The organism is Gehongia tenuis, from assembly GCF_014384795.1.
GTDB classification, from domain to species: Bacteria; Bacillota; Clostridia; order Christensenellales; family NSJ-53; genus Gehongia; species Gehongia tenuis.
Genome location: NZ_JACRSR010000003.1, coordinates 63,633 through 80,107, shown reverse-complemented (window position 1 = coordinate 80,107; position 16,475 = coordinate 63,633). Strand labels below are relative to the sequence as shown.

14 protein-coding genes are annotated in these 16,475 nt (G+C 52.3%); 7 read left to right on the top strand and 7 right to left on the bottom strand.

Features of this window, described 5'->3' with window-relative positions; all coding sequences use genetic code 11:
• Positions 1 to 66: 66 nt before the first annotated feature.
• Both H8696_RS08250 and H8696_RS08245 read right to left on the bottom strand, forming a co-directional pair.
• Entirely contained in the window at positions 67 to 1,467 is a 1,401-nt protein-coding gene (locus H8696_RS08250) for an MATE family efflux transporter (RefSeq protein ID WP_249316510.1), read from the bottom strand.
• 13 nt (positions 1,468 to 1,480) lie between these two features.
• Entirely contained in the window at positions 1,481 to 2,839 is a 1,359-nt protein-coding gene (locus H8696_RS08245; protein WP_407926377.1) for an MATE family efflux transporter, read from the bottom strand.
• Positions 2,840 to 3,114: 275 nt separating this feature from the next.
• Here H8696_RS08245 and H8696_RS08240 point away from each other — a divergent pair, with 275 nt between their 5' ends.
• On the top strand, positions 3,115 to 4,110 hold the full coding sequence (locus H8696_RS08240; protein ID WP_249316506.1) for a GNAT family N-acetyltransferase: 996 nt from the start codon (positions 3,115 to 3,117) through the stop codon (positions 4,108 to 4,110).
• Positions 4,111 to 4,245: 135 nt separating this feature from the next.
• A complete protein-coding gene (locus tag H8696_RS08235) occupies positions 4,246 to 5,583 on the top strand; it encodes an MATE family efflux transporter (protein WP_249316877.1) in 1,338 nt (445 codons plus the stop codon).
• Positions 5,584 to 5,598: 15 nt separating this feature from the next.
• Here the strand turns inward: H8696_RS08235 and H8696_RS08230 are convergent, their stop codons facing one another.
• Both H8696_RS08230 and H8696_RS08225 read right to left on the bottom strand, forming a co-directional pair.
• Positions 5,599 to 6,441, bottom strand: a complete 843-nt coding sequence (locus H8696_RS08230; RefSeq protein ID WP_249316504.1) for an endonuclease VIII — start codon at positions 6,439 to 6,441, stop codon at positions 5,599 to 5,601.
• A gap of 57 nt (positions 6,442 to 6,498) precedes the next feature.
• The gene (locus H8696_RS08225; RefSeq protein ID WP_249316502.1) at positions 6,499 to 6,876 is read right to left on the bottom strand and encodes a VOC family protein; all 378 of its coding nucleotides are present in this window, start codon (positions 6,874 to 6,876) and stop codon (positions 6,499 to 6,501) included.
• Positions 6,877 to 6,958: 82 nt separating this feature from the next.
• Here H8696_RS08225 and H8696_RS08220 point away from each other — a divergent pair, with 82 nt between their 5' ends.
• The 5 genes from H8696_RS08220 (at position 6,959) to H8696_RS08200 (ending at position 12,091) form a co-directional block, all read left to right on the top strand.
• Complete coding sequence (locus H8696_RS08220) at positions 6,959 to 7,684, top strand: sulfite exporter TauE/SafE family protein (RefSeq protein WP_249316500.1); 726 nt, start codon at positions 6,959 to 6,961, stop codon at positions 7,682 to 7,684.
• A gap of 10 nt (positions 7,685 to 7,694) precedes the next feature.
• Positions 7,695 to 8,420: a sulfite exporter TauE/SafE family protein gene (locus H8696_RS08215; RefSeq protein ID WP_249316496.1), complete on the top strand. Its 726-nt coding sequence runs from the start codon at positions 7,695 to 7,697 to the stop codon at positions 8,418 to 8,420.
• A 103-nt stretch (positions 8,421 to 8,523) separates the two neighbouring features.
• Positions 8,524 to 9,198, top strand: a complete 675-nt coding sequence (locus tag H8696_RS08210) for a response regulator transcription factor (RefSeq protein ID WP_249316494.1) — start codon at positions 8,524 to 8,526, stop codon at positions 9,196 to 9,198.
• Positions 9,186 to 10,466 carry a sensor histidine kinase gene (locus H8696_RS08205; protein WP_249316492.1) on the top strand — a complete coding sequence of 427 codons (1,281 nt, stop codon included), beginning with the start codon at positions 9,186 to 9,188 and terminating at the stop codon, positions 10,464 to 10,466. The genes H8696_RS08210 and H8696_RS08205 overlap by 13 nt, the downstream gene beginning before the upstream one ends.
• A gap of 116 nt (positions 10,467 to 10,582) precedes the next feature.
• Positions 10,583 to 12,091 (top strand): IMP dehydrogenase, encoded by a 1,509-nt coding sequence (locus H8696_RS08200; protein ID WP_249316491.1) that lies wholly within the window; start codon positions 10,583 to 10,585, stop codon positions 12,089 to 12,091.
• Between the two features lie 55 nt (positions 12,092 to 12,146).
• Here the strand turns inward: H8696_RS08200 and H8696_RS08195 are convergent, their stop codons facing one another.
• The 3 genes from H8696_RS08195 to H8696_RS08185 form a co-directional block, all read right to left on the bottom strand.
• On the bottom strand, positions 12,147 to 13,511 hold the full coding sequence (locus H8696_RS08195) for a hypothetical protein (RefSeq protein WP_249316490.1): 1,365 nt from the start codon (positions 13,509 to 13,511) through the stop codon (positions 12,147 to 12,149).
• 219 nt (positions 13,512 to 13,730) lie between these two features.
• On the bottom strand, positions 13,731 to 14,441 hold the full coding sequence (locus H8696_RS11350) for an FtsX-like permease family protein (RefSeq protein ID WP_249316487.1): 711 nt from the start codon (positions 14,439 to 14,441) through the stop codon (positions 13,731 to 13,733).
• 459 nt (positions 14,442 to 14,900) lie between these two features.
• Entirely contained in the window at positions 14,901 to 16,001 is a 1,101-nt protein-coding gene (locus H8696_RS08185) for a HigA family addiction module antitoxin (RefSeq protein WP_249316486.1), read from the bottom strand.
• Positions 16,002 to 16,475 lie beyond the last annotated feature (474 nt).

Below are 16,475 nucleotides of genomic sequence, written 5' to 3'. Positions count from 1 at the left end.
AAGAACATTGTAACACAGCCTAAAACAAAAGGCAGGCTCAGCCTGCCCTTTGCTCTTTACGGATCATCACTCGCCGATCAGGTCATGACGGTACCACTTGTCGCCCTTAAACCGCAGTCCAAAGACCACACAGCGTGCTCCCCATTCGATATACATGGCCAGCCACACACCCATTACACCCATGTTGAGCACAATGCCCAACACATAGCCCAGGACCACCCGCACCACCCACATGGAGGTCAGCGCGGCAACGGAAGTGAACTTGGCATCGCCCGCCGCACGAAGGGCGGAGGGCAGAACAAAGGCGATGCTCCAAAGAACGGGATCAGCCAAAGCACAGGTCAAAATGAGCCAGAAAATCTGGTTGATGAGTTCCTGCGGCGGCGCAAACAGCTGAATGATCAACGGGAACAGTCCGATCAAAATTACACCGCTGACCACAAAACACAGGCCTGCCAGGAACATGAAGGATTTGGTGAACTTCCGCGCATCCTCCACATCCCGCCTGCCCATGCACTGGCCCACCACCGTCACCACCGCAATGGACAGGGCGTTGGCGCCGGTGTTATTCAGGACGGACAGGGAATTGGCGATAGCATTGGCCGTAATAGCGGCCGTACCCATCTGCACGATGAAGGTCTGCATGATCAGCCGGCCGCCATGGAAGAACAGCTGCTCCGCTCCGAAGGGCAGGCCCACCGACATCAGGCGTTTTTGCATCTTTAGATCCATTTTGAGGGCGTAGCGGACCCGGAAACGGACATTGAAATTGTACTTCGTGACATACACCAGGGATACCACCGCCATACCATAACGGGAGATCACCTGGGTGAGCACCAGTCCCATTACTCCCATGCCCATGATGCTGATGAACAGCAGATTGAACAGGACGTAGCTTACATTGAGCACCAGCGAGAGCCACAGGGACGATTTGCTGTCACCCACACCGCGCAGGGATCCGCACACCGCTTGGATGACGGCCACTCCCGGCCAGGTCAGGGCGGAGCCGATGATGTACACCTGGGCGTTGCTCATGACCGCAGGTTCAGCGGCGCCGAAAAGGCCCATGAGAATGGGATGATGAAAAACCGCAACGCCGATGGCAAGAACCGTAGCAAGGAGCGTCACCACCGTCACCGTCTGGGTTCCGGCCTTGGAGACCATCTCCGCATTCCCTGCACCCTTGTATTGGGCCACGATCACCGTACCGCCGGTCGCTACCGCGATAAACACGTTGATCAGGAACATATTGATGGAATCCACCATGCTGACGGCCGATACCACATCCACACCCGCCGCGCTGATCATGGCCGTGTTGAACAGGGTCTGGCCATTGATAAAGGCCTGATCCACCAGCAGCGGAATGATGATGGCAATGACCATCTTGTAATTCATGGATGCTCCGCTTAAATACTTGTTGAGAAAGCCCTCCAATTTTGGATGGCTCTTTGGATGCCTGCGCCTCATATGATACCCCCCATTATGATTCACCTATGAGATTATGTTTGCACCATTTGCTGCCCCGGAAACGAAGTGTGAAAACCAGGCCCCGGGAGCCCCACTCGATAAACATGGCGACCCAAACGCCCACGATGCCAAGCTTAAACACGACGCCCAAAACATAGCCAAGGACCACTCGCACCACCCACATGGAGATGAGCGCGGCAACGGACGTAAATTTTGCATCCCCCGCCGCTCGAAGAGCGGAGGGCACGATAAAGCCAAAGGACCACAGCAGCGGGTCCGCAATAGCGCAGAGCGCCGTGATAAGAAAAATATCTCCGACGATTTCCACCGGCGGTGCAAACAGCTGGACAATGAGCGGAAACAGCGGCAAAACCACCACCGCGCTCACCACAAAGGTCAGCATGGATAACACGATAAAGGATCTGGTAATCCGTCTTGCATCCTCCACGTCCCGCCTTCCCATGCATTGGCCCACCACCGTCACCACCGCCAGGTTGAGCGCATTTGCCGCAATCTGCAGCAGCATGGTAATGGACGCCGAAATGGCGTTGGTGGTCAAAGCAAGGGTACCCATCTGAACCATGAAGGTCTGGGTCAAAATTTTGCCGCCATTGAAAAACATCTGCTCCGCGGCAAAGGGAACGCCCACGGTGAGCATCCACTTTTGAATTTTGAAATCCAGATGAACGGCATCCCTAAGCCGGAAATGAATATTGTGATTGTGATGGGAAAGGTAGAAGATCGAACAGATGGCGGCGGCATAGCGGGAAACATTCATGGAGATCACGAATCCCGTTACTCCCATACCCATGAAGGTCACCAAAATGAGATTGAGCGCCACGTAGGAGAGGTTCATCACCAGGGACATAGCCAGAGAGGCTTTGGTATCCCCCACGCCCCTCAGGTCGCCCATAGCGGCCTGGACAACGGCAACGCCGGGATAGGATAAGCAGGAGCCCACCATGTATATACTGGCGTTCTCCATCACGGTGGCCTCCGCACCGCCAAACAGCAGGTTCAGCACCGGCGTATGAAAGATGGCCAGAAGGCCGCCAAGCCCCACAGCCAGCATGAATACTGAAGACACCGCCTGTGTCGCGGAGCGGGAAACCATATTCATGTTGTCCACGCCTTTGTACTGGGCCACGATCACCGTGCCGCCGGTCGCCACTGCGATGAACACGTTGATCAAAAACATGTTCAGCGAATCCACCATGTTGACCGCGGAAACCGCCGCCACCCCGGAGGAACTGATCATGGCTGTGTTGAGCAGGGATAGACCAATCACAAAGGCCTGGTCAACCAGCAGGGGGATGATGATTGCAACCACCTGCCGCCAGTCCATGGCCTTCACCGTAAAATATTTATCCATTGTTTTTGCGAATCTGGAATCGTTTGTAGCAACGCCCTGAATGGGCCGCTTCCTCACAAATCATCCCCGCTTTCTTCCAACATGGTAAGAAATCCTTTTCATTGTATCACGTATTGACCAATTTGTGCCCCCCAAATTTCGATCTTTTTACAAATCATGGACACAAGGTCACTAAAGTGGTATCCTGTAACTGTTATAAAAAATGTTTCATAATTTACAATAGGTTGGGATTTCATTGCACTGCCCATCTGAATAACTGTGAGGAGGTAGCGCAAGTGCAGATCAGATCGAGCAAAGAATCGGATAAGCATTTTGTTCAGGAACGGCTTGCCCAATACAACGCTTCCTATCCGGAAGGCAGCGAGGACCTGTCCTTTCATCTGGAGGATGAGAAGGGACGATGTGTGGGCGGCATTGTGGCCTCGATGGAGGGCAGGACCGTACGCCTCGACTATTTTTGGGTGGAACCCACGCTGCGGCACAAGGGTTATGGCAGCATGCTCCTCGATCATTTGGAGCGGGCCGCCAGAGGATTGGGCGCCCGTCAGATGGAGGTCAATACCTATTCGTTTCAAACCCCCGATTTCTATAATAAACGCGGCTATAAGGAATTCGCCCGGGTGAAAACCAGCCAAAAGGATCAGGTACGGCACTATTTTGTCAAGAATCTGGCGTCCACCGCCCGTACCGAATGGGAAAAGATGCTGCAGGGCGAGGCCTTTGACATGTGCGATCCTGAAATTTTGACCGCCCATGACCGGGCTGTTCGCACTTTGAAGAATTTTCATGAGGTTCCGCCGGGCCATCAGACCCAGCTTTCCTCCATCCTGGGCGAACTCATGGGCGTCTGCGGCAGGAACCTTCTGGTGAATCGCCCATTCCACTGTGAATTCGGCAGCAACATTAAAATCGGCAATGATGTTTTCATTCACAGTGACTGCATTTTGCTGGATTATGGAGAAATCCGTATTGGCAACCGCGTAATCATCGAGGCCGGCGTCAAAATCAGCACGCTGGAACGTTCCTTGGGCGCCAATGATCGAATTGCCTACGATGAACACGGAAGCACCCACTATCCTGCCTACGCCCGGCCCATAATGTTGGGAGACGACGTATGGATTGGAACCGGCACCGTCATCTGTGCAGGAATTGCAATCGGCTCCAACGTGGTCATCGGACCTGGAAGCGTGGTCAATCAAAACATTCCCAGCAATTCCATTGCCTACGGCGTTCCCTGCAAGATTTCCCGTAAAACAAGAAGGGACGGCTGAATTCCGCTCCTCTCCCCCAGCCCAGATTCGGTTTTCATTTTTCGCCATTGGCGTTATAATGAGATAGGCCCGAACGGGCTGTTTTTTTGTGGAAGTGAGGGGAATCATGTGAATAACGACAATAAGCTGGGCGAAATGCCCGTGGGCAAGCTCCTTTGGAGCCTGGCTCTGCCCGCCATTGCCGCCCAGGTGATCAATGCGCTTTACAACATCGTGGACCGCATGTATATCGGCCGCATTCCTGAAGGCGGCAGTCTGGCTCTCGCTGCTCTGGGCGTATCCTTTCCCATTATCATGATCATTTCAGCTTTTTCCGCCCTGGTGGGAATGGGCGGGGCGCCCCGGGCCGCCATTCGTATGGGCGAGAAACGCATGGATGAGGCGGAAAAGATCCTGTCCAACGCCTTCGTGTGCCTGTGCATCATTTCTGCGGTGCTGATGATCTTTTTCTTCTTCACCAAGGAAAAGCTCCTGCTCATGTTTGGCGCCACGGAAAACACCCTGCCCTACGCCAATCAATACTTTTCCATCTATTTGATCGGAACCTTCTTTGTACAGGTCTCCATTGGACTCAACCAGTTCATCAGCGCCCAAGGGTTCGCCAAGACCAGTATGATGACCGTTCTTATCGGTGCTATCTGTAATATCGTTCTCGACCCTGTTTTCATCTTCGTGTTCAACATGGGCGTTTCCGGTGCGGCGCTTGCCACCATCATCTCCCAGTTCATCTCCGCCTTCTGGGTTCTCCGGTTTTTGTTCAGCAAAAAGACCACCCTTCGCATTCGCCGCAAATATTTCAGGTTGGAACGCAGGGTCATTCTGCCGGTGCTGGCTCTCGGCCTATCCCCCTTCATCATGCAGTCCACCGAGAGTCTGGTGCAGCTCACCCTCAATTCAGGAATGAAGACTTACGGCGGGGCCGACGCGGATCTTTACGTCGGCACCCTGTCCATCATCATGAGCACCATGCAGTTTTTCACGCTGCCCATGATGGGTCTCGCTCAGGGTGCTCAGCCCATCATCAGCTACAATTACGGCTCCAAGAACATGGGCCGGGTAAAAAAGACCTTCAAGCTGCTCATCATCAGTTCCATCGCCTTCTCCGCGGTCATGTGGGCAGCGGCAATGGCCATTCCCCAGATGTTTGTCCGCATCTTTTCTGCGGATCCCGAGCTGCTGCGGCTGGGCGTGCCGGGCATGCGCATCTTTATGGCGGGCATGCTGCTCATGGGAGCGCAATTTGCCTGTCAGAACACCCTTATCGCTCTCGGCCAGGCCAAGACTTCCATGTTTTTGGCCCTTCTTCGAAAGGTCATCCTGCTCATTCCTCTCGCTCTCATCCTGCCCAAATTCCTGGGCGTCACCGGTATTCTCATCGCCGAGCCCATTGCCGATATGCTGGCCATAATAACCACCTGCATTGTGTTCTACTTCACCACTCGAAAGCTTTTCCAGCAGATTGAACCGGCTTAAAAAAAAGCCCTGAAATCAGGGCTTTTTTTCTTGCTTCAAAGGCTGGCAGACCGGGCAGAAGTAGACGTTGCCGCCAAGGTAGGCCTGGCGGATTCTGGGGCCGCCGCACTCGAGGCAGGGCATGGCATAGGTCTTTTGGGAAAGCAGCGTTCGGTAGCCGCCGGGCCGGCCGAACAGATCCTTCTCCGTATCCCGTCCGCCCCCCTGGATCATGGCCGCAAGGGTGGTTTTCACGCTTTTAAACATGCGCTCCCTGTCCCCATCATCCAGCGCCGCCAGCTTGGATTTGGGATGGATCCCCGCCCGAAAAAGGATATCCTGCAGCACGCCGTTTCCCAGGCCGGGAATCCGCTGTTCCGTAGACAGGAAGGCTTTGGCGCTCAGTTTTGGCTGACTTTCTCTCCACAGCCGCTTAAAATAGGCTTCATCAAAGGCGTCCGACAAAGGCGAGGGCTTTTCCCTGGCCGCCTGCATATAGGGGGTATCGAACTCCCCCTTACGGTAGGCATAGAAGGAGCCGTACATGCGGGTGGTCCCGGTTATAACGCTTCCATCCTCCATCGCCAGATAGAACTGGCGCTTGGCAGGAATCTTGCCGCCAGGCGGTGTATAACGCAGCGTGGCTCCATCGGCAAAATTCATTTGGCTGTCCCCGGCGTCGACGGCTACCTGGCCGCCATAGGCCCAGGCGCCTTGCACCTGCCGGCCTTCCAGCACGGACGGATAGTCCGCCGGGTCCCCACAGTAAAAGGCGAATCCATGATGGGTCTCATCCGCCGCTGCCTTTTCAATGCGTTTGCCCCGAAGCACTTCATTCAGCTGTCCTGCGATTACTCTGCATTCCGGTATTTCGAGCATGTTCATCCCTCCTTCTCCCCATTATCCCACACCAAAGTGGACACATACCGTCCAGTTTTATTCAGTGATCTCCACCTCGTTGCCGTCGGGATCGAGCACCAAGCATTCATAATACCCATCTCCCGTCACCCTGGGGCCGCTGAGGACTCTGCAGCCATCCTTTTGCAGTCTGCCGGCCAGGTTGTCCACCGCATCCCTGGAACCGGCTGAAAACGCCAAATGGACGTACCCAAGACCCTGTCTTGGCCGGTCCCGCACATCCGGCCGGCTCATGATCTCCAGCCTACTTCCCTCTTCAAAACTCAGAAAATAGGTCCGAAGCCCGGTTTTGGGATTGTGGTAACCGCCATTGGACTGGGCGTTAAAATATTTTACATAGAAATTCCGCATTTTTTCTAGGTTTTCCGTGAACAGTGCCGCATGCTCTATTTTCATTCAAAGCCCTCCATTTCCTTGCCCAAACCGGGCATTCCCTATATAATAAAGTAGTTATACCGAAGATAAAGGGAGGTCCCCCATGACGCCAGGCACAATCCTCATATTTTTGGCCGCCGCTCTTATTGGATCCTTCATTCAGACCGTGAGCGGATTTGGCTTTGGCATCTTTGTGATGTCCATTTTCCCTTATTTCATGCCTTCCTACGGCGAGGGCGTAGCCGTCTCAACAGCACTGTCCCTCACCATGACAGTCATTATTGTATGGAAACTTCATAAGCATATCATATGGAAATGGATCATTCCGCCCATCTGCAGCTTTTTTGTGGTCAGCGCCGTATGCATTACCCTATCGGCAGGCCAGGATCAGCTCCTCATCAAGCTCTTGGGCGGTGCGCTCATTCTGATGAGCATCTATTTCCTGTTCTTCAGCGGCAGAATCCACATTCGCCCCACCAAGATCAACGGAGCCATTGCCGGCGGCCTGGGCGGCGTTTTAGGCGGTCTTTTTGGAATGGGAGGGCCGCCCATGGTGGTGTATCTCCTGTCCCTCAGCGATTCCAACGAACAGTATCTGGCCAATATACAGACCTATTTCGTCATCACCGGTACCTTCACCTTCCTGGTCCGCGTTTTGAACGGCATGGTGACCGCCACCGTTCTCACCTATTGGGCCATCGGCATTCCCATCCTGTTTCTTGGCATCTTCATCGGCCATAAAGTGGTCAAGCGCCTCAATCCCGATAATCTGAAGAAGCTGGTCTACGTATTCATGGCCCTGTCCGGCCTTTCCATGCTCATCAAGTAGGAGGTGACCTATGACACCGCTCACGGTGATTGTCTTCATAGCGGTCTGTTTTCTGGGAACGGTTCTGCAGGCGGTTTCCGGCTTCGGTCTTGCCATCACGGCCATGACCATCCTGCCCTTCGTGCTGCCCTACAACACGGCCCTTGCTGTCACCACCCTCATCTGCCTATCCACCAACGTCGTGTTCACCATCCGGATGCGGAAATATATTCAGTGGAAACGGCTGGTGCCCGTGCTCATTGCCTTTGCCCTTACCAGCGCTGGAATCATCCTCCTGTCGGTGGGACAGTCGGATGAACTGCTGAAGAAGCTCCTGGGCGGTGCGCTCGTGCTGTTCAGCATCTATTTTGCCTTCTTCAACGGCAAAATCCATATCAAACCCCGGCCGCGGAACGGCGCCATCGCCGGCGGACTTGCCGGCATCACCACCGGTCTATTTGGCATTGGCAGCCCGCCCATGGCCGTGTATCTTCTTTCAGTGTGCGAATCCAACGAAGATTACTTCGGCTCCATTCAGGCCTACTTTACTCTCTCCAGCATCTTCACCCTGGGGATGCGCTTTGCCAGCGGACTTATCACACTGGAGGTGGGAAAATGGTGGCTCATGGGTCTTGTCCCCCTCTATCTAGGCATGTTTGTGGGCAAGAAGATCTTTGACCGAATGAATCCCGCCGCACTTCGCCGCGTGGTGTATGTGTTCATGGCCATCTCCGGATTATCCATGGTCTTGCAGTAAAAGGGCCCGCGGGCCTTTTTTTCTTGTGCAAAATTCCGTGGTCCATGAAAAGTTGATGAAAATTTGAGAATTCTAAGGTAGGATGATGGGAAGGAGGGATATCATGGTCAAAAAGATTCTGTGTGTGGATGATGAGCCGGGCATTTTAACGCTGCTCAAGGACTATTTTGAGATGAACGGCTATCAGGTTCTCACCGCGAAATGCGGTGAGGAGGCGGTGGCCCAGGCGAGCAAAGGGCCCGATCTTATCCTGCTGGATATCAACATGCCGGGCATGGACGGCATGGAAGTGTGCGCGAAGATTCGTGACCATGTGGGATGTCCCATACTTTTTTTGACGGCGCGGGTGGAGGAAATGGACAAAATCAATGGTTTTGCCATGGGCGGTGATGACTATATCGTCAAGCCCTTCAGCTTGGACGTGCTGGGCGCCCGGGTGGCCGCTCATCTCCGCCGGGAGGAGCGGGCCAGCCACCGCACCGAAGCCCGGTTTATGGACGATCTGGTGATCGATTACGGCCAGCGCACCGTCTGCTACAAGCATCAGCCCATTCCTCTTGCCCGCAAGGAATTTGATATCGTTGAGCTTCTGTCCATGAATGCGGGCCAGGTCTTTGATAAGGAACGCATTTATGAGCGGGTGTGGGGCTATGAGGGCACCGGCGACAGTGCCGTGGTGGCCGAACACATTCGGCGCATCCGTCAGAAGCTTGCTGCGTTCACCGACAGAGCCTATTTGGAAACCGTTTGGGGGGTGGGTTATAAATGGGTCCGGTAAATGAAGAGCTTCGCCCTTCCCTGCTTGACGAATGGCGGGAACGGCGGCGTCAGAGAAAATCCGCGCCCAAGGCCTCCCGCCGCACCCCAAGAAAACGCCGCACCTGGAGGGAGCGGATCGACCGCATGTCCCTCAGAAAGGCGTTCATCGTCTACATTCTGGGCGCTTTGGTGATGGCCCTCATCACCAGTTTCATCTTTGTGTTTTGGATGCAGGAGAGTGCAAATGACATCTACCGCTCGGCCCAGAACATCAGCCTGGAGTATAACGCCCTGTACACCGTCCCCCATTCGGGCTATGAGCTTTCCTCCTCCGACAGCTTCATGCTCAGTTTCTACGGGGCGGCTTCCATTGCAGGGCCGGTGATTCTGTTTCTTCTATGGATTTTGATGGCCTACCGGCAGTTTTACCGGACCAAGCTCAAGCGCCCCTTTGAACTGCTGCAAAAGGGCGCCGCCCGCATCGCCGCAAGCGACCTCGACTTTTCCTTTTCCTATCCCGCGGGAGACGAGCTGGGCACTTTGTGCCAGGCCTTCGAACGGATGCGGGGAGATCTTGCCGAAAACAACCGCCGCATGTGGCGCATGATGGAGGAGCGAAGGCGGGTCAACGCGGCCTTCGCCCATGATCTGAGAACGCCCATCACCGTGATTAAGGGCTATACCGAGTTTTTGCAGACCTACTGGCCGGAAGGGAAATTGAGCGATGAAAAGATTTCCTCCACCTTAACCCTTCTTCACGATTCCACCCAGCGCCTTGAAGACTATGTGGCTTCCATGCGCGCCCTGCAAAACCTAGAGGAGCTCCAGCCCGATCCCAAAGCGCTGGATGGATCCAGCTTCTCCAATGGTCTTGAAAGCGCTCTCACCATTCTTGCTAAAGAGTATGATAAGAGGATTGAATTTCACTCTTCCATCAAAGGTGAGCTTCGATTTGATGGGGCAATGGTTCTTCGGACCGCAGAAAATCTGGCGGCAAACGCCCTTCGCTATGCCCAAAGTCGGGTGCTGTTGGACATGAATGTCCAAGACGGATTCCTTTGGCTTTGCTGCACGGACGATGGGCCCGGCTTTACGGCGGAGGGCCTTAAGATGGCCGGCGAACCCTTCTATCGTGCGGAGAAGAAACCCTCCGGCGAGCTTTCGGGCCATTTTGGTCTTGGACTTAACATTGTCAGAACTTTGAGTGAAAAGCACGGCGGCAACGCTTCCTTTGGCAACGCTCCCGAGGGCGGCGCCGCGGTCACCGTATCCTTTCGGCTTTCCTGAGCCCCTTCCCTTTGGCCCCAAAATTTTTGTTCCCTTTTGGTTGATTTTATGGGACAATGCTGTTAGAATAACATACTTAACAGGGAAAGTTTTTAGCAGAGGAGTGGAGCAAAAAAATGGCGTATTTTTATGACGAACCGTCCCATACTTTCAGCGAATATCTTCTCATTCCCGGCTATTCCTCCTCGGAGTGCATTCCAGCCAACGTGAACCTGGAAACGCCGGTGGTCAAGTTTAAAAAGGGCAAGGAACCCGCCATCAAGATGAACATTCCCCTTGTTTCCGCCATCATGCAGGCCGTGTCCGACGACACCATGGCTATTGCACTGGCCAGGGAGGGCGGTATTTCCTTCATCTACGGCAGTCAATCCATCGACAGTGAGGCGGCCATGGTCTCCCGCGTAAAGAACTACAAGGCGGGCTTCGTGGTCAGCGACTCCAATGTGAGGCCCGATCAGACCCTTCAGGATATTTTGGACCTCAAGGAAAAGACCGGCCATTCCACGGTGGCCGTCACCGATGACGGCGGACCGAACGGCAGGCTTCTTGGCGTGGTTACCGGCCGCGATTATCGGATCTCCCGCATGAGTCCTGATCTCAAGGTCTCCGAGTTCATGACGCCCTTTGAGAAGCTGATCTACGCCGGCAAGGATACCACCCTCAAGGAAGCCAACAACATCATCTGGGATCACAAGCTCAACTCCCTGCCTTTGGTGGACGAGGACGGTCGTCTCGCCTATTTTGTGTTCCGCAAGGACTACCACTCCCACAAGGAGAACCGTCTGGAACTGCTGGACGCCTCCAAACGTTACATCGTGGGCGCGGGCATCAACACCCGGGACTACGCCGAACGCATTCCGGCGCTGGTGGAAGCCGGTGCGGATGTTTTGTGCATCGATTCCTCGGAGGGCTTCTCCGAGTGGCAGAAGCTTACCCTGGCCTGGGCCAGAGAGCATTATGGCGATCAGGTCAAGATCGGCGCCGGCAATGTGGTGGATCGGGAGGGTTTCCTGTTCCTCGCCGAGGCTGGTGCGGATTTTGTGAAGGTGGGCATTGGCGGCGGCTCCATCTGCATCACCCGTGAGCAGAAGGGCATCGGCCGCGGCCAGGCCACAGCTCTTATTGAGGTCGCCAAGGCGCGGGACGAGTATTATGAACGCACCGGCATCTACATTCCCGTGTGCTCCGACGGCGGCATTGTCTACGACTATCATGTAACGCTTGCCCTGGCCATGGGCGCCGATTTCATCATGCTGGGCCGCTACTTCTCCCGGTTCGATGAGAGCCCTACCCGCCGGGTGAACATCAACGGTACCTACATGAAGGAGTACTGGGGCGAAGGTTCCAACCGTGCCCGCAACTGGCAACGCTACGACATGGGCGGCGATAACAAGCTTTCCTTCGAGGAAGGCGTCGATTCCTATGTTCCCTATGCCGGAAGCCTGAAGGATAACGTGGGCCTCACGCTCAGCAAGGTCCGCCACACCATGTGCAACTGCGGCGCCATGACCATCCCCGAGCTGCAGCAAAAGGCCAAGATCACCTTGGTCTCCGCCACCTCCATCGTGGAGGGCGGCGCCCACGATGTGGTTCTGAAGGACTCCGCAACTCCTGGCATCAAGTAACACCGCGATCAAAAAAACCTGCCGAAAGCTTTCGGCAGGTTTTCTTCTATTTGGTCTAACTTCGCTTGCGAAGACGAAGGCCGGCCACAGCGCCGCCCAAGAGCAGCACCGCAATGGCACCCAACATGGAGTCCTCATGACCGGTCCTTGGAATATTCGTGTTGGACCCGGTGGGCGCGGGCGAAGTTGCGGCGGAAACCGTCGGCTCGGGCAAGGGTGTTGCGGCACTTGGGGTTGGCATGATGCTTGGCGAAGGCGTCGCGGCTGTGGGTTCCGGTGTCGTGACGCTCGGCGTTGGTGTGGGTTTTGGCAGCATGGGCACCTTGAAGGAAGCACCGTTCAAGGAAAACTCACCCTTCGTTTCCCAAGTGCCATTGTAAACCTGATAGGCCATCGCGATTTCCAAGGTCTTCTCAACATTGGCGGTGTCGGTTCCGTCATTAGCCAGAGCATCTATGGTCATTTCCGCTTTCCCATCGGTAAAGGTCCCCGTCAAACCATTGAAACTCCAACCGACAGCAACATAGCGGAAATCGCCCGTGCTTGGCGCAGCATTCTCTTCTCCGAAGCCCGCGGCTTCAATGTTAAGCTTAGAGCCGGCCGTCAATATGGAGCCTTCCGCCGCACTGCTGTTGAAGACCGCAAGAGGCGAACACCTTTTGAAGTCAAGGTTTGCTGTCGCCATGGAAACGCCATTGCCCATCGTTCCTTCGATGCGCAGCGTATAGATTCCAGCTTCCGTAGCCGGTGCAAGAATGCTCAGTTTTCCGTCCACTTCGGAGGCAGTCACCGATTTCCCGCTGGGATAAATCAGCTTCATGGATGTATAACCATTGGCCGCATCAGAAAATTCCGGCGTCATCTCCCCGACCGATAACGCCAGCGCACCCCACATTTCAGCATCAAATTGGTAGCTGCTGTAGAAAGGCCCTTCGGAATTGTCGGGTGTGCTGTTATGGAAAGTCTCCGTTTCCGAGAAAGGCAGCGTTACCGATTCCGGTGGTCCAAAAGCCGTGTTCCGCAATGCTCTGAAGCGAACTTCAGCAGGCACGGGATCTCCTCCGCTGTAGGCGATCTCAATTTTGTAGATACCCGTTCGTTCCACCAGAATGAAAGCATTTCTTTCACCGGGCGCGTTGGCGGCAAGAACCGTGCCGTCATTGTCCTTGATGGTGATTCCAAAATCATAGCTGGCCACCGTTATTTCCAAACGATCGCCATAGCTTAGGTTCACCGAATACCCCTTTGCGGGCAGGCCGTCGGCATTGGTTTCCGAGTCATCGAAAGCATAGGTGTTCACCGAGCTTCCAAGCTTGTCCGTAATGTCGACATACGTAAGAGAAGGATCGGCCTTTACGTTGAAGGCCGGCACAAGAAGCAGGACACAGACCACCAGAAGTACGCTCAATAATCTTTTCATAATCACCCTCCTATAATTCTACATTTTTCTTTTAAATTCGCCATCAGATTATACCATATTTATAGCAAAAAGTGTTTATACTTTATGAATTTTTTACAAAAAAGCCTTGATATATCCAATAAATAATTATTTTTCATATAAAGATTTACAAATACTCTATTTCATTCCTGAAAAACAAAAAACCGGATGCCTTTTAGCATCCGGTTTCTGAAGTTCGACTCATTCAATCGCCATAAGAATTTTTTTGGGACGGTAACGCGTAATCTTCCAAATGGATACGGTGGACGCCAGCAGCGTTAAGCCCAGGCCGCAAAGATACATGATGATGACCGGCGCTCTTTCAATGGTCACCTTGATGTTTTCCCCGCCAAGCAGAGTGCCATTGCTCTGCGCCACCCAGCCGCTGATAAACACGGAGGCGGTTACCGCCAGCATGACCGGCACCAGCACATCCAAAATCATTTGGGCAATGATCTTCCATTTACGTTCACCCATGGACAGAAGGATACCGATTTCAAAATCCCTTTCCTTCATCGCCATGATCACAAGAAGGGTCAAAATGATGGCACCCATAACCATGGACGCCGTTACCATGGCAATGGTAATGCCCATGATGCTGTTGAGCGCTCCCGATACATTGCGGTATTCACTGTTATTAACCGTATAGATGATCTCCTTTTCCTTCGAAAATGCTTCGGGCAGAGCTTTGGCTTTTTCCACAAACGCGGATGCCTCCACCGGATCGTCTATGCTGTAGACCGCCCTATGAATCCGCTCCTCATCATTCAGCTCAAGAGCCGTCCCCGCATCCACATAGATCTGGTTCTCCGGATTGTTGAAGGGATGCCCCACGGGAGCCAGCGCCTCCGCCAGGGTATAGATGCCCACAATCTCAAGCTCCACTTCTAAGAAAGTGTAGGGCGACTTCACTGTGGCCGTATCCCATAAGTGGTAAATAAGTGGTATTAAGACCCGAAATGGTGTCAATAACGCAAAAAGAAAAAACCTGTAGCCTTACAGCCACAGGGTTTTCACGTTGGTGCGCCATCGGGGGCTCGAACCCAGGACACCCTGATTAAGAGGCGTATCAAAGTCCTTTGATCATGGCATTTCTTTGTGTTTTTACGACGATTTTACGACAGTTTACGTTATTGATCCACGCGCCCCGTGTATTTCAATCCACGCGCCAAGACGGCACGACATCGTTTATTCGCTTTTTTGCCATTTCAATGCAATTTCAATCCACGCCTCTAGGGCGACACTTATAGAATAGCACAGATAAGCAATAAAAAACACCCCGGCCATAATTGACCGGGGTGTCCTGCCCTGGTCTCCGTCCAATCCCACCAGTTCATGGGAGACATACTGCTTAGGAGCGAATAGACAAAACTAAATTGCTTCTCGCGGAGTGATTCGGTATTGTATCCTCATATCGTTAAATTTTCTAAAATCCACCTTCCTATCGTGTTGCAATCTACCCACAACAATTCCCGGATGTATGCTAATTTTTTTAGCAAAATCAGTTATTTCCTCCCTGGTATAAAATCTATCCATTCCTACAAACTCCGCATATTGGCGGGCGGGAATAAGTGTATCTCTGGCAAAATTATCAGCTTCCTCTTCCAGCTTCTTATCTGTTTCAATATATTCATAGTTCGTACTAATGAACAGCTTCTTACGTTTTTGCATCACATGGCCAATCTCATGAAATAGCGCAAACCAGAATAAGTCTGCATATTTTCTCCGATCATTTAAAGCTAAAATCACCTTATCGTTAACCCATTTTACAGCACCATTGATCCCAGAATTTTTTAATGTGGGCAAGAATATGAGTGCCACCCCGCATTCAGCTAAAATTCTGTTTAGCTCTGGGGCAAATTCATTTGGTTCCTTTAGGGTCATGGATCGTATTGTTTCTATTTGTTCCTCCAGCCGTTTGCTGTTAAAGGCTGCAACTTCTTTTCCCATACCAATGTTAATTGCTGTTTGCACCCAAGCATTAGCATTTACAATGTTCTTTTTTTGCACATTTGAAATCCCCGTTTTAAAACTTGCAAACAGATCAGGCTGTGACAACACCTCCAAATTAGATATTTTGAAATAACTACATAGATTAAGAATCTTTTGCACCTTATCTTTTGCTTTGGGGACAAGGCCCAGTCTTTCAAAATACGAGTAATCCATCATATCAAGAACTTCTTGCTGTTCATCCATCTTTTTTCTGCCCTCGATGATCAGCAATTTTTCTTTATACGCCTTCTGCAAATTAAGCCATACGTCAACACTGGATCCCGTCATCACAGATAATCCATAGGCTAGTTGATCTGATAGATCTATTTGACCATTGATGAGTTTGCTAACTGTTTTGCCTGACGTCTCCAATCTTTTAGCGAGCTCATTTTGGGTAATCCCCAATTCTTCAATTAGATCATTGATATAATACCCCGGGTGGAAGGCAATAATATCCCTATATTCTACTTTGTTAGTCATAATGATTCGTCACCTCCCATACGTACAGTTCATGCACTCTCTCACAAATCTCCTCTAAAGCTCCAACCAGTTTATTATTATTGTTATCATATAAGACCAGAATTAATCTCCAACCAGTCCTTCTCCCCAAGTCTATTGCATATTGATTTTTTCGGTCCGAAGTTAACGCATGGAAATGAAAGGGGGTATACGCCTTAATATCAGCTAAATTTTTGGCCCGCTCTATATAATCAATCGTCGCAATCAACTTCTGCCCCACCAAATCGCCATACTTCTTTCTGGCTGATCTTATATCATAACAACACTTCTTTATTTTATTGCTTCTAAAGCTAATCTCCATGCCGCCACCATTATTTTTATTTACCTATTCGGTAATATTATTTTACTACCAAACATTATAGCGGTCAATGTCAATTACTACAAACTTTTTATTTTTAGTATATTCGTATTATTCGTTAATAGGTGCTGCGAAAA

Excerpts from the sequence above, each read along its gene's own strand:
- H8696_RS08250 (WP_249316510.1), bottom strand. The coding sequence starts at position 1,467 with ATGAGGCGCAGGCATCCAAAGAGCCATCCAAAATTGGAGGGCTTTCTC.
- H8696_RS08245 (WP_407926377.1), bottom strand. The coding sequence starts at position 2,839 with ATGGATAAATATTTTACGGTGAAGGCCATGGACTGGCGGCAGGTGGTT.
- H8696_RS08235 (WP_249316877.1), top strand. The coding sequence starts at position 4,246 with ATGCCCGTGGGCAAGCTCCTTTGGAGCCTGGCTCTGCCCGCCATTGCC.
- H8696_RS08230 (WP_249316504.1), bottom strand. The coding sequence starts at position 6,441 with ATGCTCGAAATACCGGAATGCAGAGTAATCGCAGGACAGCTGAATGAA.
- H8696_RS08225 (WP_249316502.1), bottom strand. The coding sequence starts at position 6,876 with ATGAAAATAGAGCATGCGGCACTGTTCACGGAAAACCTAGAAAAAATG.
- H8696_RS08220 (WP_249316500.1), top strand. The coding sequence starts at position 6,959 with ATGACGCCAGGCACAATCCTCATATTTTTGGCCGCCGCTCTTATTGGA.
- H8696_RS08215 (WP_249316496.1), top strand. The coding sequence starts at position 7,695 with ATGACACCGCTCACGGTGATTGTCTTCATAGCGGTCTGTTTTCTGGGA.
- H8696_RS08210 (WP_249316494.1), top strand. The coding sequence starts at position 8,524 with ATGGTCAAAAAGATTCTGTGTGTGGATGATGAGCCGGGCATTTTAACG.
- H8696_RS08205 (WP_249316492.1), top strand. The coding sequence starts at position 9,186 with ATGGGTCCGGTAAATGAAGAGCTTCGCCCTTCCCTGCTTGACGAATGG.
- H8696_RS08200 (WP_249316491.1), top strand. The coding sequence starts at position 10,583 with ATGGCGTATTTTTATGACGAACCGTCCCATACTTTCAGCGAATATCTT.
- H8696_RS08195 (WP_249316490.1), bottom strand. The coding sequence starts at position 13,511 with ATGAAAAGATTATTGAGCGTACTTCTGGTGGTCTGTGTCCTGCTTCTT.
- H8696_RS08185 (WP_249316486.1), bottom strand. The coding sequence starts at position 16,001 with ATGACTAACAAAGTAGAATATAGGGATATTATTGCCTTCCACCCGGGG.